This window comes from Chondrinema litorale, from assembly GCF_026250525.1.
GTDB lineage: Bacteria > Bacteroidota > Bacteroidia > Cytophagales > Flammeovirgaceae > Chondrinema > Chondrinema litorale.
The window spans coordinates 301,449-325,198 of the sequence record NZ_CP111043.1; the positions used below are offsets into that span (position 1 = coordinate 301,449).

Below are 23,750 nucleotides of genomic sequence, written 5' to 3' on the forward strand. Positions count from 1 at the left end.
CTCATCTATTAAAATAAAGGTCGGATTTTCCGGCCTTTATCTTTTTACAAACAACAAATCTTTTACGCTGCCTGCTTCTAATAAGAAAGAAGCAACTTTACCTTTGCCATCTCTGTGAAACTCGGCCATTCCCTCACCTAAGATCATTTTATCCTGTTTAATCATTCCAATTTCTTCGAATGGCTTATTTCCTATCTGTATGAATAACTTCTTGTCTAACATCATTAATTTATACACCACATCCAATTCTTCATTATAATAAGCTCCTACATAATCAACCATTTCTTTATTATTCATACCAGTGGTAGTATTAACTCTTTTGGCCAACAATCTTTTATTATTGATACTCAATATCGCCAAAATAGCATTGCCTTCTTTATCAGTAATAAATGAAAAAGAAAGGTCTGTTTCTTTCACAAAAAAACTCATGATAGACTCGGGGAATAATTCGATTACTGTCTGCCCGATTATATCTACATAATAGCGGTTGTTTTCAGTATAAAATTGAAGAATTTGCCCATTTCCTAACTCATATTTTCCACTATAAACCTCAAAGGTCTTTTCAGGTATATTAATCGCCCTGCGCTCAAATGGTAAAGGTTTTCTTTCTTGAGTAACTTCTGGCTTTTTAAAGCCTTCTTCTAATATTATCTCAGCAACTTTTCTACAAATCTGTTCTGGTTGCAGATTAGATAAATTGCCTAAGCACACAATTGCCAATTTTTTCTGTGGAATATTTAAAACCGCTGATTTAAAACCAACATACGCTCCACTATGCTCTATGCAGTCGATTCCCATAATATCAGCATGTTCTAAACCAAATGCGTAGTTTAACTCAGTACCATCATTTAATTTGCCTTTGGCGTACATCCTATTGTCAAAATCTGTAATTGGTAATTTGTTTACATAAAAGTTATCGAGCCATTTTACCATATCATTTACTGTGGTAAACAATCCTCCATCACCAGTAATCATTAAATTAGATTCGTCCAATTCATATTTATCTGAATCTCCTAATGAATAACCATATGCTCTATTTTTTACTTTATATGTTTCTTGATTAAAAAATTGAGTACTACTCATACCCAGCGGTTTAAAAAGCTCATCATTTGCAAAATCGCCAATAGACTTACCAGATACATCTTTCACAATTCTCGCTAATAAAAAATAACCTGAGTTATTATAAAGCATATCTTCACCCGGTGCAAAATTTAACTTTTTCTGACGCACAATCATATTTAATACTGCTTCTTCAGAATTAAAATCGTCTTCATTATATCCCGACAAATCTGCCAGTTTAAAAAAATCTCTTAACCCGCTTGTATGATGTATTAAATGTCTAATGGTAATTTCATCTGCATAATCTGGAAAAGAAGGGAAGTATAAACTAATAGGATCGTCTAGGTTTATTAAACCTTTTTCTTCTAGTAGCAGCATGCAAGCTGCAGTAAATTGCTTTGAAAGTGACGCTACTCTAAAAACAGTTTCGTCATTATTTTTTTCTTTGGTTTCGAGATTTGCCAAACCAGCATTTTTCTCAAAAAGGACGTCTCCATCTCTAACCACTTTTAGCACAAATCCTGGTGCGTTTTTTTGATCAAAAGATTCTAAAAGTTTTGTTAATCGATCTTGAGAGTCTTTAGATAGCTGCCGAGAAAAAACTGAAAAAGAGAATGTAAATAATGAAAAAAATAAAAGTAGATATTGAAATTTAAGGCTCTTCATACAGCATTTAGTTTACTTACTCTTAAAAAATTTCCGCACAGCTGCATTGATGTTATCTACTGATACAGAAGAAGTAAGATGTATAAAATTATAGTCGAGTTAGTGCTGAAATTAGCTGAAGATGTCTGCTCGTTAGTTGATTTTAGATAATAGTACTGATAGCTTTTCCAAGATAAAGCATCATTGCTTTATAAAGTATCTGGTTAATTTTATACGATTATACAAACAGACGTAAGTAAATGACTCTAATTGCAATTATTCAATTAAAGTTTAAGAATCAATTTAAACATAAAAGGTTAAATGCAGAAATAGAAGTACAAATTCCTGTATAAATCCTTATCTATTATTTAATTCAATCTCTTTTTAACTGAGTGTGATTTTTTTACAAAAAAAATCAATCAATATCGAGAATAAATCTAGCCTCTTCACTTATTCTCTCTCTGGTTTCGGAAGTGATATATCTCTTTTGATCTATTTGTTGCGGTTGGTCTCTTCTGCAAAAATAACTATGTATAGCTCTTCTTGCTGCACTCGAATTATTGGTTGTTCCACCATGCCAAACATGAGAATTAAATATAAAGACACTTCCTGCTGGTGCATTAATTATAATCTCATTTTCATGCGAATCTTTTGTATCTTTCAAAACATCTTGTGGTAGTTCACTTAACAAATGAGTACCCGGAACAATTCTAGTAGCACCATTCTCTTTGGAAAAGTCGTCTAATAACCAAATAGAATTGCATACCTTAAAATCGCTCAAATCAACGGTTTCATGCCAATCTACATGCAAATTTTGCAAACCACTTCCTGGAATAGCTGCTCTATAATTTAAAGATGAAAGTTTGACACTACTATTTAAAACATGAGCTACCGCAGCCAATACTCTTGGGTGTGTATAAAATAAATCAAATATCGAATGTTTATTTACTAAATCGGCAAGTCTATCCGCCCCTACTTCTTTTGGATGCCTGATGTATTTAGAATCCATTAATTCTGCACCAGCAAGTAGACCTTCTTTTACTAATAAAGAATCTATTACTTCTCTTACAGAATTTAAAAGTTCATCAGATAATATCTTTCCTAGGTTAAGATATCCGTTATCATCTAAAAATTGTTTCTCACTTATGGTGAGTATGCTTTCTGTAACACCTAGATTTTGCAAGTAGTTTTTCATATTTACCATTTTTATAAACCGTTATTTAAGGTACAAAAAAACTACTGAGTAAACCACAGAAACTATTTAAATACAGCGTTAATTCCTTTCTTAAATACCCTCAATCAATCTGACTTAATTGATTTTACTAGCTACTTGATTTTTTAAATCAATCTATTACAACTTAGATAAAATCGGCTATGCTATTTCAAATTAATAAGAAAACAGCTTTCTACAGTTTCATAAACAACTTCTTATTTTTTGCATTTTTATTCATTCTCTTAATGATTATATCTTGTTCGGAAACACCCGAAGTTTCTCCTACACAGGCAAATACGAAGGTAATAGAACCATATAATGGAGTAGATGAAAAACTATGGATTTATTTTAACAGATTTGAAGAAGAAGCTTTAAAAAGAAGCATCCAAGTTGACCTTCGTTTTGCTGGAATTACAGGAGAAATTATAGATTTAGAAGAAGAGCATGTAGCTGGAAAATGTAGATTTAACCCTTTAAGACAAAGTCATTTAGAAATAGACTTAACTTATTGGAATAGTAGCAGCGATAAAAATAAAGAGTTTGTAATATTTCATGAACTTGGCCACTGCTATTTATTTAGAGACCATAGAGAAGCATTAAACAATGATGGGACTTGTATTAGTCTAATGAGAAGTGGAATTGGAGAATGCACAGATAATTACAATGCTAATACAAGAGCAGTCTATATAGATGAGCTATTTAATGAAGAGTTTACAGGAGAATTATTAAGCAAATAAAAAAGGGATAGTTTTTAACTATCCCTAAAATAAATATCTTTTAAGTACTTTTTATTGGATTGAATCACCTGATTCTTCAACATCAAGTAAATCTTCAGTATCAGTACTTTCGATTGCATCTGAGTTCTCGTCAGAAGCTTCTGGTAATTCTAATCCTGTAGATGGAATAGCCTCACTCTTTGCTTTCTCGATGTTTGGAGAAGTAAAGTTAGGTCCAGTTCTTTTCTCAATTGAAGCATTAACTCCAAGAGAAAGAACAAATAAAGCTACAAGAAATCCCCAAGTTGCTTTTTCTATCCAATCAGTTGTTCTTCTTGTACCCATTATCTGGCTTGCTGCTCCAATATTACCAGTAAGACCTGATCCTTTAGAATCTTGAGCCAAGATAAGTAGAACTAACAATATACATACAATGATTATTAAAACAATAATAGATGTTGCCATATCTTTTTAAATATCTTTTCTTACCTTTTCTATTTGAGTTGCAAAGTAAGCTTTTTTATCTGGATTTTTCAACATCAAGTGTTCATAAATCTCAATAGCTCTAGGTAATTTTCCCTGAGTGACCATTAATTTGGCCATTGTCTCTGTCATTTTTGAAGTGTCGGCTTGAACACTTCTATCATAAAGGTCTCTCGCAAGGTGTGAATATTCTCTGCTTTCGTGGTCCTGGGCAGTTAATTCAGGAATAGTATTGATAAAACGATCGATTACCTCATGCTGATAATTCACCATTTCAGGTTGTTTTTTTTTTACTTTCCCCTCTTCATCCTCAACAATCAGATGATTTAACTCAAAAAGGTTATCGTCAAACATTAAATTACTATCAGTTATTGTTTCAGTATTTCTTTTATTCTCAGCAACATGTTTTGGTTTTTCTGATTGAAATTCCTCAACCATTGCCACATTTTCATCAGTGTTTAAAGCTAAATCATCTTCGGTATCAAAATGATTTACTAAAGCATCTGAGTTATCTTCTTCTTTTTCCGATTCTTCCTCTAAACTCTCCCATTTTCCAGTAAATGTTTGTTCTGTTTCTTCAGAGTCTTCTATTTCCGGTTCATTTACCTCTGGTTGGCTTTGTTCAGGAACATCAAGTTTTTCTTGCTCTTCTGCCCAAGCCGCTTTTCTTATTCTTGTTAAATCTTCAAGACTTTCCATTAATTCGTTCCTAAACTGATCATTACTATCTGAGTCATTTTGCTCTATGGCATCAGAAGAATTTGATTCAGTATCATAAGAACTCTCGATATCAGAAATTTCGGGTTTAGAGTCGTCCTCCTTTTCTTGGTCTATATCCCAATCAGAAAAAGAATTATCTTCATTCGTAAAGTTATAATCATTTGAAGTATCTTCCTTTTCTTCTTCTTTATTTTCGCCAAAATTATAATTGTAATCCGGAAGATTAAAATCTTCTGCAGAATAATCGCTAGTTAAGCTATCATTATATTGATTTTTTATAAAATCATCTGCTTCAGATTCTTCATTTTCTTGAGTTGAATCACTTTCAAAAGTATAAGGATCGTTTTTTTCCTCATCGTCAGTTTCCTTTTCGAAAGTATCTATTAAGGAATGAACATCTGGCTCTTCAGTTTCGTCTAACTGCGAAAATTCCTGAGTTTCTTCGCTTTCTTCTTTTAAATGATCAAAAGCATTTACACCTGATTGTATTTCAAGATCATCTAGGTTTGGCATATTAAAATCCTGATCGAATGAGCCATTAATGAGCTTCATTAATAATTTTCGATCTGCAGAATATGTAGCTGCACTTTTAATAAAATTAGATGTTCCGGCAGCCTTAGCAGCTAAAACTCTAGCAGCTTGAAAATACGGGAATTGCCTTAACACATCTTCTAATGCGGATAAGTCTTCAGAATTAACTTTATCAGGGTTTTCTAGTAGATCTTTAAGCCTATCAGGATTCACAACTTACAATTTTAAAAAATAAAGTAAATGTAAGAATTAAAAAATATACATAAATATAGCATATTTTCAAAATAACTTACTGATTATTAGCATATTTCATCAGTCGGTATGCTTCAGTAATCAACGATAATAAAATTGTATTATTTTCAAGTTTGTCAATTACTGATATTGGAATACTACAATGCGTTATAAAAAAAATACTCTGAACAAATATAGTTACCAATCGGCAAGAGTTCTGTTAAAAATATCAAATATTATTTGTTCAAATATTTCATCGATCAACTCATCTTCAACATCAGCTAAGTTTTGACTAGCACTAAAATCAGAAAATTGTGAAGCACTGCCATTCTCTATGCTTTTTTCGTCGTCTGGTAAAACTATGTAATCATATTTAACAGCAATGGTAAGTCTTTGTAGTTGAGCACCTTGAGTTTCTGTAGCACCAGCAGAAACCGGACTAAGATCGTATCTGGTTATACTACCAGAAAATTGTAAATCTCCAGCTCCGATTACTTGCTCTAATGAAGTATTTCGTTGAAAATAATCTCTTAATTCTTCTGTAAAACGAATACCTAAATCAGCGGGACCATCTGATGCATCGTTCATAAAGTTTGCTACTGAAAAGCTTGATGCGCCTTCTGGTATGGTGGCACCTGTAAATGTAAGTCTTGGTGCCTGTCTACAACCTGCCATTGCAAAACATAGGCAGGTAATTATTAAAAGATGTCTTATATACATATTTAATCCTCTATTCCGTATTGTTTGATTTTTCTATAAAGTGTTCTTTCAGAAATACCTAAATCGCGCGCTGCATACTTACGCTTATTGTTGTTTTTCTGAAGTGCTTTTTTGATAGCCTCTACTTCAAGCTTTTCTAATGAAAGTGTCTCATCTTCCATTTTATGCGTGATGTCTTCAATGCTATCGTCTAACTTAAATGTTTTTTGCTCTCTTTCTCTATCTATTGACTTCTTTGGTGGCATATCATCGTCATCATGATCATCTTTGTGTGCATGTAACAATAATGACGCATTGTCTATCTGCTCTTTAAATAGTTGCTCCTGAATATTATGGAAAAGATGTTTATTGTCTTTATAAACTTCGCTGTTGGGCACATCTGTATCTAAGATGTTTAGTACCATTTTTTTAAGCTCGGTTACCTCCTTTCCTAAGTCTACCATCCCATTTCTCAGATCGAACAAAACTTTATAAAGTATGTCTCGCTCTGAAAAATCGTTATTACCAGTTCCATTGTTATTAGTAGCTTTTGAAAGTACTGGTAGAGCACTACTATGCTCAGATGGTAAAAATTCAGATAATGCCCTAGAATCAATTAATCTATCGTTTGCCAATACAGAAACCTGCTCTACAATATTTTTTAATTGCCTGATATTTCCAGGGAATCTGAAGTTAAGTAAAAGCTGCTTAGCAGATTGGTCTAAAATAACTGGTTTAGTACGGTTTCTTTCGGCAAAATCAATAGAGAATTTTCTAAAAAGCAGTTCTACATCTTCTCCTCTGTCTCTAAGTGGAGGCACTTCGATAGTTATCGAAAATCTAAAATATAGATCTTCTCTAAACCTCCCTTGAGCCACTCTCTCTTGTAAATCAACATTTGTAGCTGCTACTACCCTTACATTGGTTTTTTTTACTTTGTTTGAACCTACTCTTAAAAACTCTCCATATTCAAGCACTCTCAAAAGCATTGCTTGAGTTTCTGGCGGCATTTCGGCTACTTCATCTAAAAAGATTGTACCATCGTTGGTCACTTCAAAATATCCTTTCCTTGCTTCAGAAGCACCCGTAAAAGCACCTTTCTCATGACCAAAAAGCTCTGAGTTAATTGTACCTTCAGGAATTGCACCACAGTTTATTGCTATAAACTCACCATGTTTTCTAGCACTTAGCTGATGAATTATTTTAGAAAATGTTTCTTTACCGCTACCACTTTCTCCAACTATTAGCACACTAGATTCTGTTCCAGCGACAGTAGCTGCAATTTCTATTGCTCTGTTTAACCTAGGAGAATTCCCTATTATTCCAAATCTTTGTTTTATTGCCTGTATTTCCTGAGTCTCCATGCAAAATTTAGTTCGGTAATTATCTGTACCTCAATTGCTGATTTTCCTAATTATTTTTTTTGATGATGCACAATTTTAAACAGTCATCCAAAAAAAACAGCAAATATTTAAGATAAAAACAATTACATACAAAAAGGTGTTTGATTTATTGAAAAATATTCAATTTCAAACACCTTCAAAGTTAGAAGAATAGTTTTTTAGATACCTTTAAAAAAGGTTAAAAATTAAATTACTTCACGTTCTTCTGTTAAAATCTTAATAATTTTATTAAAAACGACTGCTCTGGCTCGTTAAACAATTTTGTAAATACTTAGCTTCTGGCTCTGTGCCATATTGCCTTGCCTTTAAAAATGCTTCGCAAGCAGCAGTTGTATTATTTGCAGAATAAGCAATTCTACCTTCTTGGTAATGATACATCCCCTTCAATTTCACATATTCTTGTCTTACATCTGCATGTTGTCTATTCTGATCTAGCTCTAACAAACAAATTGATATATCTGTAGATGCACTAGTTAAATCTCCTAAAAGGTAATAAGCTACTGCTCTACTATTAATCGCTTTTATCAATTTTAATGGCGTATTTGACTCTGGTTTGTAAGATTTAATAAAGGCTGTATAATATGCGATTGCATTGCTATAATCTTTATTAGTAGTAGACAAATCTCCAATTACTTTGTAGATAAATGTATCTCTCTTTGTTGGATCATTCGCTGTTAGCTGAAGATATTTCTGAGCCAATTCATATCCTTTAGAATAAAAATCAGGTTCGTCTGGAATTTGGTTTTGAGAGAACAAAATAGCCAGCTCCTTCATAGATTCAACATCATTCTGTAATGCCGCTTGATAAAAATACTGAACGGATTGCCTTACATCTGGAATAACATTTAGCTGACCTTTAAGATAAATATATCCCAAATTTCTTTGCGCATCTACAATACCGTTATCAGCTGCTTTTTTAAACCAATGCACTGCTTTCTCACTACCTTGGCTGTAATAATAATTTGCTACTCTTAATTGAGATTCTGTATCACCTTTATTAGCTAAGTAACTAACATAATCAAGGTCGTCTGGATTTATATATCTTGTAATATCGTATTTTGATAGCTGAAACATTGCTTGCCCTGCAATTGAGCTTTTAGTTGAACCAGCTGCTTTTAAATACCATCTTACTGCTTTTTCTGTATCAATTTTAGTACCTCTGCCATTTGAATACATGTTAGCCAGTACGATCATAGCCGAATCGCTTTTATTGTTTGCAGCTTCTTGATACCACTGAAAAGCATTTTCCTGATTCATACTCACTATTGTACCTTTAGAATATAATCCACCTAATTCTAACATAGCAGGTACATAGCCTTCTAATGCAGCTCTTTGGCAATATTCCAAAGCTTTGTTTGCATCTTTTGCCACACCTTTTCCTGTAAGATGATTTTTATACAAAGAGAAATATCTCGCCCCCATATTTTCGCCACCATTCTTCGAGATATATTCGATGTAATCAGGGTTATTTTTGTCTACATAAATATCTAACGTAAGGCCTTCAAGTTCTTTTCGAGCTGCTTCTACTCCACCATTTGCAGCTCTTATAAAATTAAGCACTGCTAATCTCATATTTCTTGGCACGTCGGCATTGGTAGTTCTTAAACCTGAAGTATAGATTTTACCCAACTCATACTGAGCTGGCGGATATTCTTTATTTGCAGCTTCAAAATAGTTTCTAAAAGCCTTTGCTTCATCTTTACTTACTCCATTTTTACCTGTCTCATACATTTTGCCTAGTTTGTATAGACTTTCTGCATTTCCTTTTTCTGCACTGTAAAAAATATAACCTAATAGAGACTTATTAGCATCATTTTCAACTGGTAACTTATCCAGTTTAGATAATACACTTTTATCTCCTAAAGCAAATGCTTTAAGGTAGTTATCTATAGCTTTTTTAGAATCTTTAGGCACTTCTCCTGCTCCTGTGTAATAAATATTTCCTAGCTTAGAATATGCTACAGAATTTTTAAATTCAGCCGCTGCCATATAGTAGTTTACAGCAAAACTGTAGCTTTGAGGAGTACCATTTCCAGTTTCATACAGATTACCCAATGCTAAAAGAGCAGAATCATACTTACTTTTTGCAGACTGTTCGTAGTATTTAAAGGCTTTCTTATAGTTAATGCTAGTACCATAGCCTTTTTCATATACCTGACCTAACTGATATAAAGCATGGGCATTTCCAGCCTTCGCAAGCGCCTTAATTTGTTTTAAGTCTGAAGATGAATATTGTCCTAGAACAGGGATAGTAATCAGACTGCATACCACCAAAAACAGGCTGAACAAATACTTAAGCATCATTAAAAAATTTAGTTAAAAAAACTTAAGAACCTTCTTAAAATTCAAATAAAGAATAAGAAAAGATTGCGAGGTTCAAATCAATCACAAAAAAATACAAGTTTTATTGCATGAAATTAAAAAAAATCTTTCGTTAATCTCAAATAAATAAAGAACTATTAACTCTAAACCGAAATTTACTTGTATAATCTTCTATAAAGCAACAATTTATATTTATAACCAACTGAAAGTAAAGAAAGATTTAAAAATATCTTTTGTTAAATATAATTCCCTCTAATTTTTCAAAATTTGATCTACTTCTGCAAGTGCTTCTTCTGTTAACGGCTTTGTTATAAACTTTACAACTAAGTTATTATTTATAATTTTATCAATATCTCTTTGATTGTCTGAACTTGACAGTATGATAATCTTACATTTATCTTTTAACAGATCTGCAAATTTTTCAAATTCATACAAAAACACAAAACCATCTACAATTGGCATGTTAATGTCAAGAAAAATTAAATTCGGTAAATTTTCTGGATCATCTATCACACTTTCCAGGTATTCCAACGCGCTTTTTCCCGAATTTTTAATTTCTATGCGGTAGGCAAAACTGGTTAATTCAATAATACGCTTGTTGATAAAATTATCAGTATCATTATCATCAACAAGCATTACAAGATCTACAGCCATATAATTTATTGTTGCGTATTTGCAAAAACTACCTTGCTAAACTAAGTTGTTTAACATTTTATTTCTCAAACGTAATATATTGAATCTTTATATTACAAGCATTTTACTCTTTATTAGCATCAAAATCTTTTTTTTATTGCATAAATCCAATAAGTCTACTTCCCTGTTTGTATTTATTTAATTAGTTTTATGCCTTAATTTTTAAGTTAAAAACATTCATCTTAACTTTCTGATATTTAACATTTTTAGCTTAAACTTTTTTATCAATAAATCAACATTTTATGGCAACAGCAGAAATAGTGACGGAAAGAGGCACAATGAAATTGGAGTTTTATGAAAAAGATGCTCCATTAGCAGTAAAAAACTTTATAGACCTATCTAAAAGAGGCTTCTACGATGGTTTAACTTTTCATAGAGTAATTCCTGGTTTCGTAATTCAAGGAGGTTGCCCAGTAGGAAATGGTTCTGGCGGACCAGGTTACACAATTAAATGTGAGCTTGATGGAGATAATCAGTACCATGACAGAGGCGTAATTTCAATGGCTCATGCAGGTAGAAATACTGGCGGTTCTCAATTCTTTATCTGTTATAGCCGCGAGCAAACTCAACACTTAGACAGAAACCATACTTGCTTTGGGAAAATAGTTGAGGGAGATGATGTAATTGACAAAATCAAACAAGGTGATACAATTGAGAAAATATTAATCCACGAAGATTAATTTTCTGAATATATATCTAAAAAAAGGCATTGAATCTTATTGTTTCAATGCCTTTTTATAATCATTACTGTTTGTAGGATCTATTTTAGTAAGTAATTCTACTGCCTGTTCTCTTAGTTGCATATCTCCTCTTGAGAAAATATTAACGAGTTCGTCATCTTTTGTATCGAAAAATGTATTTACCATTATAGATGTTGGAGATACTTCTCTCACCTTTGCCACCTTTTCAAGTGCACCCATAATTATTTCTCTCGAACCATCTGGATCTTCATTAAAAACATCAAGCCCTAAACGATTATAATCATAAATTGCATCTCGAAAATCTACAAACTGAGCATTATTTAGATTTTCGCTAACCCAATAACGATCTCTGGTATCACCTAAAGATGTCCAGCCAGTTCCTCCTCCTTGTTGCTCTGCTAGAGAAGCTATATTTCTTGCAATATTAAAATATGGTGTCCCTCCTTGCCTTTCGAAAGAATCATAATCTAAACCAATAATTATATATGCATAAAAAGCTAATAAGGAAGTTAACTCAGAATTATAGGTATTTTCAGCAAAAATAAGAGGTTGAGAAACTGTATATGAATACCCCCACTTATTATCTAAAAAGTTTAATAAAGGTGTTTCGTAATCTGTACCAAATACAGGTCTAGATGACTGTATCTGTACATTTGCTTCGAATGTATTTACAGTTGAATTAGAACCTAAAATTATTAATAAGTTGCATTTAATTTTCTCATTCTCCTCATACTCATCATCTGTCCATTTGGTGGTGTTCATAAATTCTGTGATAGCATTTTGCATATCTTCGAAAATCTGAGTTTGCTGGGTTTGTACCCTTTCCGAATTAATTTCAACATTACACTGTAGTTCTTGTGCTTTTACAAAAAATACATTGAACACTAATAAAGATAAGACGATTCGAAACTTAACTAGATTCATGAATATCTGAATGAGTTAAAAAAAATTGTTTATTTAATTTTCTCAATAATCTTGCTCAAGATATCAACTGCAACTTCACTTTTAGATTTTAGAGAAAATTCTTGCTGTGTATGTTCATCTATAATAGTAATTTTATTTGTATCGTGGCCAAAACCTGCCCCATAGTGTTTGAGCGAGTTAAGCACTATAAAGTCAAAATTCTTCTTTTTCAATTTCTGTTGAGCATTCACAACTTCATTATCTGTCTCTAACGCAAAACCTACAGTTAATTGGCCTTCTCTTTTGACTTTTCCAGCTTCTTTGGCTATATCATGCGTCTTGATCAGGCTAATTTTCATCTCAGAATCATTTTTTTTGATCTTAGTATCTGAGACTACTTTTGGTGTATAATCTGCTACTGCAGCAGTAAAGATAGCTATGTTTGATTTTGAAAAGTTCTTCATGGTAGCATCATACATTTCTTTAGATGTATCTACCTTTATAACTTCAACATTACCATCTGGAATAGGCAAATGAACTGGTCCACTAATTAATGTGACTTGCGCACCAAAATCACTAGCAGCTTTAGCCAATGCATAACCCATTTTACCAGTAGAAGCATTGGTTAAATACCTTACAGGATCAATATATTCCTTGGTGGGTCCAGCAGTAATTAATACTTTCTTTCCCTTTAATACCTCCTTACGCTGAAAAAACGCACTCAACGCATCAACAATATGCTCAGGCTCTGCCATCCTTCCCTTTCCAGAAAGACCACTCGCCAGTTCCCCTTCTTCTGCATCAATCATAATGTTTCCATCATTACAAAGTATTGAGATGTTTCTTAAAGTTGTTTTGTGGGTATACATATCCAAATCCATTGCTGGAGCAAAAAATACTGGACATCTTGCCGAAAGATAAACTGCTATCAATAAATTATCAGCAATTCCATTAGCCATTTTAGCCAATGTGTTAGCACTTGCGGGTGCAACAAGTATAACATCAGCCCATAAACCTAAATCAACATGGCTATTCCAGACACCTGTATCATCTTTGACAAATTCTGATAATACTGGATTTTGTGAAAGGGTGGATAAAGTAAGAGGGGTAATAAAATGAGAAGCTGAAGCAGTCATAATGACTTTTACTTCAGCTCCTTGTTTTTTCAAGAGTCTTATAAGTGTAGCTGCTTTATATGCTGCAATACTACCAGTAACTCCTATTAAAATTTTTTTTCCTTTGAGTATCATTTATTACAACAAGCCCAAATCATCCTCTTCAATTCTCTCAGGTAATTCTCCTTCTCTTTGATAATATATTTTATCTTCTAAGAACTCTTCAGTTGCCAATAACGATGGTTTTGGCATTCTTTCGTAGAATTTTGAAATCTCTATTTGCTCTCTGTTTTCAAATATTTCTTCAAGATTATCAACAGAAGTAGCAAATTCAGCAAGCTTGTTACTTAATTCTTCCTTAATCTTTGTAGAGATTTGTCTAGCTCTTTTAGATATAATAACCACAGACTCGTAAGTATTACCAGTATCTTTGGTCATTATTGCCATATCTCTTGTTTCAATAGATGAATTTGCCATTTATATTTTACTTTTGATTTTAATTAACAAATATAATAAGTTAAGGTTCAAATTTTAGCTATTCAGCAAAAAATTAGTTTACCGCTACACCTAAATCAGCCAATTCTCTTTGCGTATTTTTAAATATAGGCTGGGCTTCATTTATATACTCAGACTCAGGAAAACGATCTAATAAATAATAATAGTATTCTAAAGTTTTCTGATAACGCTCTTCTTTTAAAGACTGAATACTCAATTTTGACAATTCGTATTGCGCTTCAACCCTTTTAAATGATATTTCTTCTTTCAAATCTGAATCTGGAAAATCGTTTTGGAAATTTTCATAAGCAATAACTGCAGCCTTGTATCTTCTTAATTTTTGATACTGTTTAGCGACATTGTAAGCCTTGAGTTCCAACTTTTCGCGAAGTTCATCAATTATTCTGGTACCTTCTTCTACATAGCTACTTGTTGAATAGATATTCAGAAAATCCTGCATAGACTCAACTGCAGTATTTGTGTTAGATTGATCCAAATTATAATCAGGAGTTCCTTTATAATTTGAGTAAGCATGCATATAAAGTGCTTCTTCGGCAAACTCACTTCTTCTGTAAGTATCATAAAACTGCTTAAAATAATACGCAGCTAAATCATACTGTTTTTGGTGGTAATGGCAATATGCATAGTAGAACTGAACAAACTCGGCTTCTTTTCTACCCATCATATTTGGCAACAAGTCTTCAAAAACAAGACCTGCTCGATAATAGTCTTCATTATCGTAAAAGTTGATTGCAGCTTTATATTTCTCATCAATATCTGGATTCCTTAAAATTTTAGTAAGCCTACTGCAGGAACCCGCAATCATCACAAAAAGTAATAGAATAATGCTTCTCTTCATAGTTCGCAAAGTTACAAGCACCACTGATAAAAAAAAACTCATTGTTATGTTTCGAACAAACAAATCGTGGTACTCTACTAATTCAAATGCAAATTTTTGAGACTGGATGCCTCAGTTACATAAAATGGGTCAGATTTTTTTTAGATTAAAAAAATGAAACTAAAATTATGAGGAATACTTTTAAGAGTAAAAAAGATGCATTTAAAGAAAAATTTCAACCTTTTAAGCCTTTCTTTAATAACAATTGCTTGTTTTATCAAACTTGGATATTTTACAAATCGAGCAAACACTTTTGAGGTTTTTAGTCTTTTTGGCACCGCTTTTTTATGTTATTATTTTTTAATCAAGCAAAATCTTTCCTTAAAAAAGATAATTTTTATTGCGATTACTTTCAGACTTGTGCTAATTGGCATGCATCCAAATTTGTCAGATGATTATTTCAGATTTATTTGGGATGGCCTACTTCTCAATAACGGCATAAATCCTTTTGAACAAATCCCTTCATATTATATCAATCAAAGTAAATTGCCTATAGGCTTAACAAAAAACTTATTTATAAACCTAAATTCACCCGATTACTATACAATTTATCCACCAATTTGCCAGCTAAGCTTTTGGGTATCTAGCTTTTTTATTTCTACTAATTTACTTTCCTCAGTGATAGTAATGAGAATCTTTATACTAATATCTGAAGCTTGTATTCTTATAATTTTCCCAAAGATTTTATCTAGCCTGAATCTAAATCCAGAGAATATAAAATGGTATGCATTAAATCCTCTCGTAATAATTGAGCTAACAGGAAATTTACATTACGAAAGTTTAATGATTTGCTTTTTAGGTATTTCAATATATTTATTAATGCGTAAACAAATTGTTTTAGCTGCTATTTTCTTTAGCTTTTCAGTAGCTTCTAAACTACTTCCCTTAATGTTTTTACCACTTTTATTTTTTGTATTAGAATGGAAAAAAGCTATTAAATTTTATTTGATAACAGGATTAATGATCCTACTGCTTTTTGTGCCTTTTCTTAACCAAGAGATGATTACGAATCTAGGGAGTAGTGTAAATCTATACTTTCAAAAATTTGAATTTAATGCAAGTATATATTACGTAATCAGGTGGATTGGCTATCAGGTAAAAGGCTACAATATTATTCAAACTGCTGGTGTTAGGCTCTCTTATTTTGTAGTTGCTTTTATATTTATAATGAGTTTATCTAAACCTTTCGACTATAAAAGTTTATTCATAAAGATGCTTTTTGCAATAAGCATTTACTTTTTCACTGCTACTATTATTCATCCATGGTATGTATGCTCTTTAGTAGCAATTTCTATCTTCACCGAATTTAAATTTTCTTATTTATGGTCTGCCTTAGCTATTGTTTCTTATGCAACGTATAACAATGCAGAATATAAAGAAAACCTATTACTCACTACCTTAGAATACACTTTAGTTTATGGCTATCTCATCTACGAACTACAGAAATACAATTATTTTCAGCAGTTCGGAAGGTATATAGAATATCAGTATAGATATTTCAAAAACAAAAAGGGTATCTTGAAATAAGATACCCTTAATTATTTTAATTCTATTAGCTTTTAAAAGTTATCACAAATATTTGCAGGTAGTTCCCTTGTTTCAGAATAAGAAGTTTGACTTATAAAACCAGTTGCTGATACTACATTACCTTCGAATCGTGTTGAAAACTCATACTCTACACCCTGTTCTAGTTTGTACGTATACATCTTACCACTTTGTAATGTACCAAGTATAACTGGTGAAGATGAAGATGATACAGGCTTGTAATAAACTGTTGCTGTTGGCCCAACTTGTAAATCATCACAAGTACCTATTAGGTGAAACATCACCTCGCCTTTATCAAAATTTAATGAAATACTACCAGATGAAGATATTGAAGTTGATCCAATTACAGAATTATCAAAATCATTAAATACTTCTAATTTATAATCACTAACACCCGGCAATTCTATAAACTTCAATTCAGAACCATCGTGGAAAGGGAATTTCTGCGTGATATAAGGTTTGTATTCTGAAGTTGTAGGATCTTTATAAGTGATTGTAAATTTGAATTGGTCAGTAAAATATTTTTCAACATCAACAGATGGCTGAATGTTAGACGATACACTCACTATAATTGAAGAAACTGCAGATGGATCTGACTCTTCAATAAAACCAGATTTTGAAATATCAAATGTTCCAAACTCAGAACTATTATAAAAAACAACAGAACCCTCTGAACTTAAACTACTTGAACTTGTATCGAAAATTGATGAAGAACTTCCATCAATTGGTGTAAACAAAGCTTTCACATCATTAGCAGTAAATGTATCAGCAAAATCAAAGCTTAATTCAAAATCACTTGTTGTTGTAAATGCTTTTACACCATCGACAGATATTTCAATTTCTAACTGAGTATCTGGTAATATGCTAATAATTTCTGTTAACGTACCAAGGTTGTTAAAGATCGATCTTATAAACTCACCTTTTACATGTTCTCCATCTGAAGCTCTAAACTTAACAGTGATTTCTCCAATTAAAATATTACCGTTCTCATCTAAAAACTTGGTTCCAGCTTTAAATAAAGCTTTAATAAGAACATCTAATCCTTTTACTCTACTGTTTGCACTTTCACTAGTGATTTCAAAATCAGAAGTTAAAGCCCCTGTATTGTCAGTTGAAAAGGTAGATTCTAAAAATACTACATCAGAAGGGGGACTCACAAGATTTACTAATGGAATAGTCTGAACTGTATTACCAGTTTCTGAAATTGTTACAGTTCTTGAATAGCTTTCATATTCACTAGACGCTACATTAATCGTAAATTGAACAGGCTCATTATTTGAAGGTTGTGCATCTGGATGCAAAATTAAAGTAATTAATCCATCACCTGCGCTTACATCATAATTTCTTTCTCCAACTATATTTAGAACATATTCTGAATCGATACCACTTATAGATATTTCAGCATCACTCGATATTGGCTCTCCATTAAGAGCATCTGTCAGTTCTACAGCAATAGTTGTATTTATAATTTCATCTGTATCAAGAATCAAATCAATATCTTCAACTGGATTATCGCAACCGACCAGAAACAGCATTATACCAACAAGAGAGATATTTATAATATTTTTCAACATAGTTAATTAAATTTTGATAGAAGTAAATTTGCTTGTATTTGTTTTAATTAGATTTTAACCCCAAGTCTGAACATAATAACAGGATAAAATCGGTAGTCCTGCATATTTTCTTCAAGTTGGTCACTTTGAGAGCTTGTTTCACTAAGCATTTTTGTTGCATTAATTGTTACATTAGGTGAACTATTGTAATATGTGCCCATTTCGAATCCGAAGTTTACTCTACCCTTCGGTACTGCTCTGCCAAAACCTAAACCTGCATATGGAGCAAATTTTTCGTATGTTACATCTACACCAAGTGTACCTACATCATCACCATCTATACTAATTTCTCCTAGAGAAAAAACTTCATCCCCCACATAAACTCCATTGATTGAGTAATCTTCATTTAGATGATATGCAAGTCCACCAGTAAGTTTAAAACTGCTCCCTTTGAATGGATAATAATCAGCTAGTAGTTGTAAAGATTTTAAATCTACATCTGCATCTAAATTAAAAGGTTCGCCTTCTACATCAACTTGAAAAGATTGATCAAACTGAAAGTAAGTACCGCCAAATCTTAATTGAAACTTTTGGGAAATTCCAATACCCATGTCTATGCCAACTCCTCTGGTACTACCACTAATTCCTATTGAAAATTGAGTTCCTGTTTTAACTGGTTCTTCGGTTGTTGTCTCCTCCACAACAACTTCATTTTCTTGCGCAAATAAGACTGACTGCAATCCCACAACAAGTAAAAAGGAAAGGGTTAAGAGTATTTTTTTATCCATATTTTATGTGATTAGGTTATGACTTCAAGTGCAGCTTGACAAATTCACAACCGAATCAGAGATATTAATATTTATAGAATGGGAATTTTATTGCGATGTAAGCTTTACTAACGGCAGCTAATAAAAAAATAAAATGAATTCAGTAATACTACTTGGGAGAGTCGTTCTTTATCTTTACCAAATCCTGTTATTGCAAAAGGAAATTTTAATTATAAGCACAAAACACTAATATTATAATACCATTACTTTGTAGAGGAAAAGTTAGGGGACAAAAGTTAAGAGTAAGATTTTCTAATCTTCGTGAAAAATATGGATTAGAATCTTGAAGAAAGATATAATCCTGACATGCATTAAGATTTATTAAATATTGAGAATTAAGATATTGGCTTAAAAAAATTCCTCAAAGAGAGATCACATTAAGTTTTGTTTAAAATTCGAAGGGACTTAAGTCTAGCTAAGCCCAAACCTTAGTGCCTTCAGTACAGTTTTTACATATCTCAATTTTGCTTCTCGATTTTAGCAAAGCACTTCTAAAATTGTTATACTTCTTACTTCTCCATAATTCTGCAAAACTGCTATTCTTTAAATCTCCCAAACGATGGTGGGCATCTTTATCGAAACAGCAAGGTACAACCAAGCCATCCCATGTAATTACACATGAGTGCCACATCTTCCAGCAACTGTTCACTAAAGAATTTTTTATCTTGTATGTACCATTCTTCTGCTTAGAATATCTAGAATATTTATCTTGATCGGGAATTAAGGGTGAGCCATTTTCATAATCGTAAATTTGAGCCGTCTTTAAACCAACCTCATCTACTCCTAATGATTTTGCTAAATCATAAACTTCATCAATTTGATGTTCATTGGGCTTTACCACCAAAAATTGAAAAATAACATGAGGTGTTTTAGATTTCAGTTTCTTTTTCCATTCAATAATATTTTTAGTGCCCTCTATTACCTTTTCGAGTTTACCTCCTACTCTATAAGACTGATACGTCTCTTGAGTGGTACCGTCAATAGAAATAATTAATCTATCGAGGCCAGACTCTACAGTTTTTTTTGCATTTTGATCATTTAAATAGTGTGCATTGGTAGAAGTAGCTGTATATATTTTCCTATCAGATGCATATTTTACTAAATCAAGAAATTTTGGGTTTAAATAGGGTTCTCCTTGAAAGTAGAAAATCAGATAAGTAAGTGTACTTGCCAGTTCATCTATAGATCTTTTAAAAAGTTCTTCACCTAGCATTCCTGTTGGTCGTGTAAAAGACCGCAACCCACTTGGACACTCAGGGCATCTTAAGTTACAAGACGTAGTTGGCTCAAACGAAATACTAATTGGCAACCCACTATGCTTTACCTTACCAAACCATTTTGAGAGATAATAACTAGAATACACTTTTAACATATTCCTTACTTTCTTAAAATTCAGTTTGGAGAGGTAATTAACCCCGTCATAAAAATTACTATTCATAAAAAAATCCCCTGAGACAATCAAATATTCACAATAGCAGCAATATTACCAGATAATTTCTCCACACTCAACAGAATTGTAAGTTAACTTTTTCCTTACATACTAAACTCTATAAAAAACAATTATAATGGTGTAGTAACTCTATCAACTGAAGTCCCTTATCTTCAATTCATTTTTTCATGAGAAAAATTCTTCAGAATTTCGGTTTTAACCTAAAGACACAATTCATACTTTTTACAAGTTTAACTTTTACACTTGTATTCACCCTACTTGCAAGTGGTATTTATCTCTACCAGAAAAAACTATTAATTGAATCTAATGAAGCTAGAATGTATGGCCACGTACAAGATTTAATTAATACAATTAATATCTATTATGAAGAAAGAAAAGAGACCATATTAAAAACAGGTGATGGTTTCGAAAAGCTACTTTCAGGTTCCAAGCAGATAGTAGAAACCGACTCTACCATCTCAATGCCAGCTATTTCATTTAGAGATGGTACTCAAAAAACAGTGGAAGTTAACCAATGGCTTTACCTTGGCGAGCAATTGCAATATGGCGATCACTATCTTGTAGATGCAATTGGCGATATTTCGGGAGGTTATGTTTCTCTTTTTCAAAAAGCAGAAGACGAACACTTAGTTATCCAGACTAATATGTATTTGGGCAGTGAAAACCGATCTGAAAATGTATTAGTAAGTGAAGATGTACTAGACGAAGCATTTAGTGGCGAAGAAGTTCTTAAGCGAATTTTTATTATTGACAAATGGACGCAATCTTTATATAAACCACTAAAAATTAACGGTGAGACTAAAGGAGTTCTTTTTGTAGGATTGGATGAAAATATAGACGAAAGAGCGGCTCCTATCTTTAATGAAATATCTTATTTCCAAACTGGTTACCCTTACTGTTTTGACTCTAAAGGTAAGTTTTTAATTCATCCTACTCTTAAAGGAGATAGCATAAATAATTATATTGATGTTGCTTCGCTAAGCAGAGATAAGCACAACAAAATCAGGTATGAATATGACGAAAATGGTCAATCTGGTGTGAATTGGATTTACTATCAGTATTATGCACCTTACGACATATTTGTTGCTGCAACTGTAAATGAAGAGGACTTTCTAGGAAAACCACTTTTTGAGATTAGAATGATCATCTTTTTTGGCTTACTAACCTCTTTAGTAATTGGTATAACAGGCATCTACTTTATGGTTGATACCATTACCAAACCAATAAATACTTTAAACTCTCAGCTTCAAGAATTAGCCCAAGGTAAAAAAGTAAAATATAAACCCATAAAGAGAAAAGACGAAATAGGGCACATTGCAAAAGCAGTTGGCAAAGTAATTAATAGCGTAAACGATGCATCTAAATTTGCTGAAGAAATTGGAAATGAAAACTACGATGCGGAATATAAAGCAATAAGTGATGAAGATGTATTAGGAAACGCACTTCTTAACATGAAGGATAATTTACAAAAGTCCAAAACTGAAAGAGAACAACGCGCATGGATTAATACAGGAATAGCCTCATTTAATAATATTTTAAGAAGCAACTCAAATGAAATAGAAGAACTTTCTGAACAGATTCTTATCCAAATTATTAAATACCTCAATGCAAATCAAGGCGCATTATATGTAGTTCAAGAGAAAGATCAATTAGAAAAACTTGTACTTAGTGCCTATTATGCTTGGGGTAAAAAGAAACATTTAAAACAAGAAATTTTACCGGGAGATGGACAAATCGGGCAGATTTGGTTAGAAAAAGAATACATCTACATGGAAAACATTCCTGATAATTATGTTCATATTAGTTCTGGTTTAGGAGATGCCAATCCAAGAATGATTTTAATAGTTCCTTTAATTCTAAATGATGTGGTTTATGGAATTATGGAAATTGCCTCTTTTGAAAAACTCGAAGAATTTAAAGTTCAATTTGTGTTAAGAATTGCTGAAAGTATTGCATCTACACTTTCTATGGTTCAAACCAACGAAAAGACTCACAAATTACTAAAAAAGACCCAGCAGATGACAGAAGAGCTTAGGTCGCAAGAAGAAGAAATGAGACAAAATGTAGAAGAACTACAAGCCACACACGAGGAGATGAATAGAAGGGAAAAATTATTGAGAGATGAAATTGAAGATTTAAAAACAGAAAATGAACAACTTAAATCTCCAGTAGAATAAAAAAGGAGGATAACTCCTCCTCTCTTTTATATTTTTATTTTCCAGCTAATATCTTTTTACCTTTTTTAGCTAAATCATTTATGTTATCTTCAACATCTTCAGATAGATGAGTAAAAGAATCTTTACTTTTTAGGTAAACCTCATCCATAGCATCATTAAGTTCTCTTACCTTTCTGTTCAGTTTCTTTCTAGTTCTTTTACCTTTATCTGGAGCAAACAACAATGCAGTAACTGCACCAACAGCAGCACCTAGTATTACACCCGCAAAAAACGATTCTCCTTTATTACTCATTTTAGTGTTCTATTTAAGTTCAAAAAAAATTAAAATTCCTTTAATATTTATAACGATATTGGGAAGCAATCGTTTTGAAAATTTTAAGTTCAAACCCTAAAACAGAGATATTTTTTTACTTTTTATAGGTATTTATCGCTTCTGTTGCCAATTCTGGTAAATCTCCTGAAATTATATCTATTCCCTTTTTAAATAAATCGTGATAAACAGAAATGCCCTTAGCTAATGCTTTATTATCAAGGTTTCCCATAGTGCCTATTATACAATAAGTACCTTTATCATGTATGGCTTTGTAAATGCTTTTCGGAGATTCTTTTGTACCAGTAAATGCCAAAATATTTGAAAATGGAATTCCAGTATTTTCAAATTGTTCTAACTCAAAACTATTTCTAATATTTACAGACATCATTAACTCAGGAGCCAAGCTATACACAAGTTTTGCATCTTCGATATTATATACAATAATCATAATATTGTCTGTTACATCTTGCTCTATTACTGTTTCTATCACTTTATTAAATGGAACAGTTCTTTTTACATCTAGGCTTAATATAGCCTTATCTTTCGACCATTTTAACACATCTTTGAGCAATGGTACTTTATAATTTGTTTTATTTCCATTGTTATCTACTAAAGACAGGTTTTGAATTTCAGCATAAGTTAACTCGCCTACTTTGCCAGTTCCGGTTGTAGTTCTATCTACAGAATTATCGTGCATTAATACAAGCACACTGTCTTTAGTTAAACTTATATCTATTTCTAAGATGCAGGGAATAAGATTTACTGTATGCGCAAATGTTTCTAGACAGTTTTCTGGATAACCCACTAAAGGTCCACCACGATGTGCGCTGTAAAGTGGTTCTTTTTCTGGAGTCCATTTAAAAAACTCAGTGATAGTTTTGTCCTCATCTATAAGTGCATCTAATTGCTGAGCACAACAAGAAAAAACACTTAGCAAAGTGACAAGAAGTGATAATGTAAACTTGTTAATCATAATTTTTAAAGATTACTTGATTTGTTCTTTTAGGATACTTAGCGATAATTTTGATTTAATTTGCCAACAAATTTATTGAGAATTA

At 32.2% G+C, this 23,750-nt stretch carries 21 protein-coding genes; 4 read left to right on the top strand and 17 right to left on the bottom strand.

The window, feature by feature from the left end; all coding sequences use genetic code 11:
- Window positions 1–36: 36 nt before the first annotated feature.
- Together OQ292_RS01310 and OQ292_RS01315 are read right to left on the bottom strand one after the other, a co-directional pair.
- Entirely contained in the window at window positions 37–1,725 is a 1,689-nt protein-coding gene (locus OQ292_RS01310) for a serine hydrolase domain-containing protein (RefSeq protein WP_284684243.1), read from the bottom strand.
- A gap of 394 nt (window positions 1,726–2,119) precedes the next feature.
- Window positions 2,120–2,899, bottom strand: coding sequence for a phytanoyl-CoA dioxygenase family protein (locus OQ292_RS01315; protein WP_284684244.1), 780 nt, complete (start codon window positions 2,897–2,899; stop codon window positions 2,120–2,122).
- Between the two features lie 263 nt (window positions 2,900–3,162).
- Here OQ292_RS01315 and OQ292_RS01320 point away from each other — a divergent pair, with 263 nt between their 5' ends.
- Window positions 3,163–3,654, top strand: coding sequence for a hypothetical protein (locus OQ292_RS01320; RefSeq protein ID WP_284684245.1), 492 nt, complete (start codon window positions 3,163–3,165; stop codon window positions 3,652–3,654).
- A 51-nt stretch (window positions 3,655–3,705) separates the two neighbouring features.
- On the opposite strand, the gene secG is transcribed toward OQ292_RS01320, so the two are convergent.
- The 6 genes from secG to OQ292_RS01350 form a co-directional block, all read right to left on the bottom strand.
- Window positions 3,706–4,098 (bottom strand): preprotein translocase subunit SecG, encoded by a 393-nt coding sequence (secG, locus tag OQ292_RS01325; RefSeq protein ID WP_284684246.1) that lies wholly within the window; start codon window positions 4,096–4,098, stop codon window positions 3,706–3,708.
- A 6-nt stretch (window positions 4,099–4,104) separates the two neighbouring features.
- A complete protein-coding gene (locus OQ292_RS01330; protein WP_284684247.1) occupies window positions 4,105–5,580 on the bottom strand; it encodes a DUF8458 domain-containing protein in 1,476 nt (491 codons plus the stop codon).
- 216 nt (window positions 5,581–5,796) lie between these two features.
- Window positions 5,797–6,318: an LptE family protein gene (locus OQ292_RS01335; RefSeq protein WP_284684248.1), complete on the bottom strand. Its 522-nt coding sequence runs from the start codon at window positions 6,316–6,318 to the stop codon at window positions 5,797–5,799.
- A gap of 2 nt (window positions 6,319–6,320) precedes the next feature.
- Window positions 6,321–7,661, bottom strand: a complete 1,341-nt coding sequence (locus OQ292_RS01340) for a sigma 54-interacting transcriptional regulator (RefSeq protein ID WP_284684249.1) — start codon at window positions 7,659–7,661, stop codon at window positions 6,321–6,323.
- 267 nt (window positions 7,662–7,928) lie between these two features.
- Window positions 7,929–10,004, bottom strand: coding sequence for a tetratricopeptide repeat protein (locus tag OQ292_RS01345; protein WP_284684250.1), 2,076 nt, complete (start codon window positions 10,002–10,004; stop codon window positions 7,929–7,931).
- 270 nt (window positions 10,005–10,274) lie between these two features.
- Window positions 10,275–10,676 (bottom strand): response regulator, encoded by a 402-nt coding sequence (locus OQ292_RS01350; protein WP_284684251.1) that lies wholly within the window; start codon window positions 10,674–10,676, stop codon window positions 10,275–10,277.
- 281 nt (window positions 10,677–10,957) lie between these two features.
- Between OQ292_RS01350 and OQ292_RS01355 the strand changes: the two genes are divergently transcribed.
- Complete coding sequence (locus tag OQ292_RS01355; RefSeq protein ID WP_284684252.1) at window positions 10,958–11,395, top strand: peptidylprolyl isomerase; 438 nt, start codon at window positions 10,958–10,960, stop codon at window positions 11,393–11,395.
- Between the two features lie 36 nt (window positions 11,396–11,431).
- Here the strand turns inward: OQ292_RS01355 and porD are convergent, their stop codons facing one another.
- From porD to OQ292_RS01375, 4 genes are all read right to left on the bottom strand, one after another.
- Window positions 11,432–12,340, bottom strand: coding sequence for a type IX secretion system protein PorD (gene porD / locus OQ292_RS01360; protein WP_284684253.1), 909 nt, complete (start codon window positions 12,338–12,340; stop codon window positions 11,432–11,434).
- A gap of 29 nt (window positions 12,341–12,369) precedes the next feature.
- The gene (gene coaBC / locus OQ292_RS01365) at window positions 12,370–13,569 is read right to left on the bottom strand and encodes a bifunctional phosphopantothenoylcysteine decarboxylase/phosphopantothenate--cysteine ligase CoaBC (RefSeq protein ID WP_284684254.1); all 1,200 of its coding nucleotides are present in this window, start codon (window positions 13,567–13,569) and stop codon (window positions 12,370–12,372) included.
- A gap of 3 nt (window positions 13,570–13,572) precedes the next feature.
- Window positions 13,573–13,911: a DNA-directed RNA polymerase subunit omega gene (locus OQ292_RS01370; protein ID WP_284684255.1), complete on the bottom strand. Its 339-nt coding sequence runs from the start codon at window positions 13,909–13,911 to the stop codon at window positions 13,573–13,575.
- A gap of 73 nt (window positions 13,912–13,984) precedes the next feature.
- Window positions 13,985–14,788, bottom strand: a complete 804-nt coding sequence (locus OQ292_RS01375) for an outer membrane protein assembly factor BamD (protein ID WP_284684256.1) — start codon at window positions 14,786–14,788, stop codon at window positions 13,985–13,987.
- Window positions 14,789–14,983: 195 nt separating this feature from the next.
- Here OQ292_RS01375 and OQ292_RS41340 point away from each other — a divergent pair, with 195 nt between their 5' ends.
- Complete coding sequence (locus tag OQ292_RS41340; RefSeq protein ID WP_489686925.1) at window positions 14,984–16,354, top strand: MptA/MptB family glycosyltransferase; 1,371 nt, start codon at window positions 14,984–14,986, stop codon at window positions 16,352–16,354.
- A gap of 32 nt (window positions 16,355–16,386) precedes the next feature.
- Here OQ292_RS41340 and OQ292_RS01385 read toward each other — a convergent pair whose 3' ends face one another.
- From OQ292_RS01385 to OQ292_RS01395, 3 genes are all read right to left on the bottom strand, one after another.
- A complete protein-coding gene (locus OQ292_RS01385) occupies window positions 16,387–17,946 on the bottom strand; it encodes a hypothetical protein (protein WP_284684258.1) in 1,560 nt (519 codons plus the stop codon).
- Window positions 17,947–17,993: 47 nt separating this feature from the next.
- Entirely contained in the window at window positions 17,994–18,713 is a 720-nt protein-coding gene (locus OQ292_RS01390; protein WP_284684259.1) for a hypothetical protein, read from the bottom strand.
- A gap of 454 nt (window positions 18,714–19,167) precedes the next feature.
- On the bottom strand, window positions 19,168–20,190 hold the full coding sequence (locus tag OQ292_RS01395; protein WP_284684260.1) for an SPASM domain-containing protein: 1,023 nt from the start codon (window positions 20,188–20,190) through the stop codon (window positions 19,168–19,170).
- A gap of 179 nt (window positions 20,191–20,369) precedes the next feature.
- Between OQ292_RS01395 and OQ292_RS01400 the strand changes: the two genes are divergently transcribed.
- Window positions 20,370–22,379 (top strand): Cache 3/Cache 2 fusion domain-containing protein, encoded by a 2,010-nt coding sequence (locus OQ292_RS01400; protein WP_284684261.1) that lies wholly within the window; start codon window positions 20,370–20,372, stop codon window positions 22,377–22,379.
- A 34-nt stretch (window positions 22,380–22,413) separates the two neighbouring features.
- On the opposite strand, the gene OQ292_RS01405 is transcribed toward OQ292_RS01400, so the two are convergent.
- Together OQ292_RS01405 and OQ292_RS01410 are read right to left on the bottom strand one after the other, a co-directional pair.
- A complete protein-coding gene (locus OQ292_RS01405; protein ID WP_284684262.1) occupies window positions 22,414–22,671 on the bottom strand; it encodes a YtxH domain-containing protein in 258 nt (85 codons plus the stop codon).
- A 115-nt stretch (window positions 22,672–22,786) separates the two neighbouring features.
- Window positions 22,787–23,665: a glycerophosphodiester phosphodiesterase family protein gene (locus OQ292_RS01410; RefSeq protein WP_284684263.1), complete on the bottom strand. Its 879-nt coding sequence runs from the start codon at window positions 23,663–23,665 to the stop codon at window positions 22,787–22,789.
- Between the last annotated feature and the right edge of the window lie 85 nt (window positions 23,666–23,750).

Excerpts from the sequence above, each read along its gene's own strand:
- OQ292_RS01405 (WP_284684262.1), bottom strand. The coding sequence starts at position 22,671 with ATGAGTAATAAAGGAGAATCGTTTTTTGCGGGTGTAATACTAGGTGCT.
- secG (WP_284684246.1), bottom strand. The coding sequence starts at position 4,098 with ATGGCAACATCTATTATTGTTTTAATAATCATTGTATGTATATTGTTA.
- OQ292_RS01400 (WP_284684261.1), top strand. The coding sequence starts at position 20,370 with ATGAGAAAAATTCTTCAGAATTTCGGTTTTAACCTAAAGACACAATTC.
- coaBC (WP_284684254.1), bottom strand. The coding sequence starts at position 13,569 with ATGATACTCAAAGGAAAAAAAATTTTAATAGGAGTTACTGGTAGTATT.
- OQ292_RS01340 (WP_284684249.1), bottom strand. The coding sequence starts at position 7,661 with ATGGAGACTCAGGAAATACAGGCAATAAAACAAAGATTTGGAATAATA.
- OQ292_RS01355 (WP_284684252.1), top strand. The coding sequence starts at position 10,958 with ATGGCAACAGCAGAAATAGTGACGGAAAGAGGCACAATGAAATTGGAG.
- OQ292_RS01375 (WP_284684256.1), bottom strand. The coding sequence starts at position 14,788 with ATGAAGAGAAGCATTATTCTATTACTTTTTGTGATGATTGCGGGTTCC.
- OQ292_RS01395 (WP_284684260.1), bottom strand. The coding sequence starts at position 20,190 with ATGAATAGTAATTTTTATGACGGGGTTAATTACCTCTCCAAACTGAAT.
- OQ292_RS01385 (WP_284684258.1), bottom strand. The coding sequence starts at position 17,946 with ATGTTGAAAAATATTATAAATATCTCTCTTGTTGGTATAATGCTGTTT.
- OQ292_RS01310 (WP_284684243.1), bottom strand. The coding sequence starts at position 1,725 with ATGAAGAGCCTTAAATTTCAATATCTACTTTTATTTTTTTCATTATTT.
- porD (WP_284684253.1), bottom strand. The coding sequence starts at position 12,340 with ATGAATCTAGTTAAGTTTCGAATCGTCTTATCTTTATTAGTGTTCAAT.
- OQ292_RS01320 (WP_284684245.1), top strand. The coding sequence starts at position 3,163 with ATGATTATATCTTGTTCGGAAACACCCGAAGTTTCTCCTACACAGGCA.
- OQ292_RS41340 (WP_489686925.1), top strand. The coding sequence starts at position 14,984 with ATGCATTTAAAGAAAAATTTCAACCTTTTAAGCCTTTCTTTAATAACA.
- OQ292_RS01345 (WP_284684250.1), bottom strand. The coding sequence starts at position 10,004 with ATGATGCTTAAGTATTTGTTCAGCCTGTTTTTGGTGGTATGCAGTCTG.
- OQ292_RS01410 (WP_284684263.1), bottom strand. The coding sequence starts at position 23,665 with ATGATTAACAAGTTTACATTATCACTTCTTGTCACTTTGCTAAGTGTT.
- OQ292_RS01335 (WP_284684248.1), bottom strand. The coding sequence starts at position 6,318 with ATGTATATAAGACATCTTTTAATAATTACCTGCCTATGTTTTGCAATG.
- OQ292_RS01315 (WP_284684244.1), bottom strand. The coding sequence starts at position 2,899 with ATGAAAAACTACTTGCAAAATCTAGGTGTTACAGAAAGCATACTCACC.
- OQ292_RS01370 (WP_284684255.1), bottom strand. The coding sequence starts at position 13,911 with ATGGCAAATTCATCTATTGAAACAAGAGATATGGCAATAATGACCAAA.
- OQ292_RS01390 (WP_284684259.1), bottom strand. The coding sequence starts at position 18,713 with ATGGATAAAAAAATACTCTTAACCCTTTCCTTTTTACTTGTTGTGGGA.
- OQ292_RS01350 (WP_284684251.1), bottom strand. The coding sequence starts at position 10,676 with ATGGCTGTAGATCTTGTAATGCTTGTTGATGATAATGATACTGATAAT.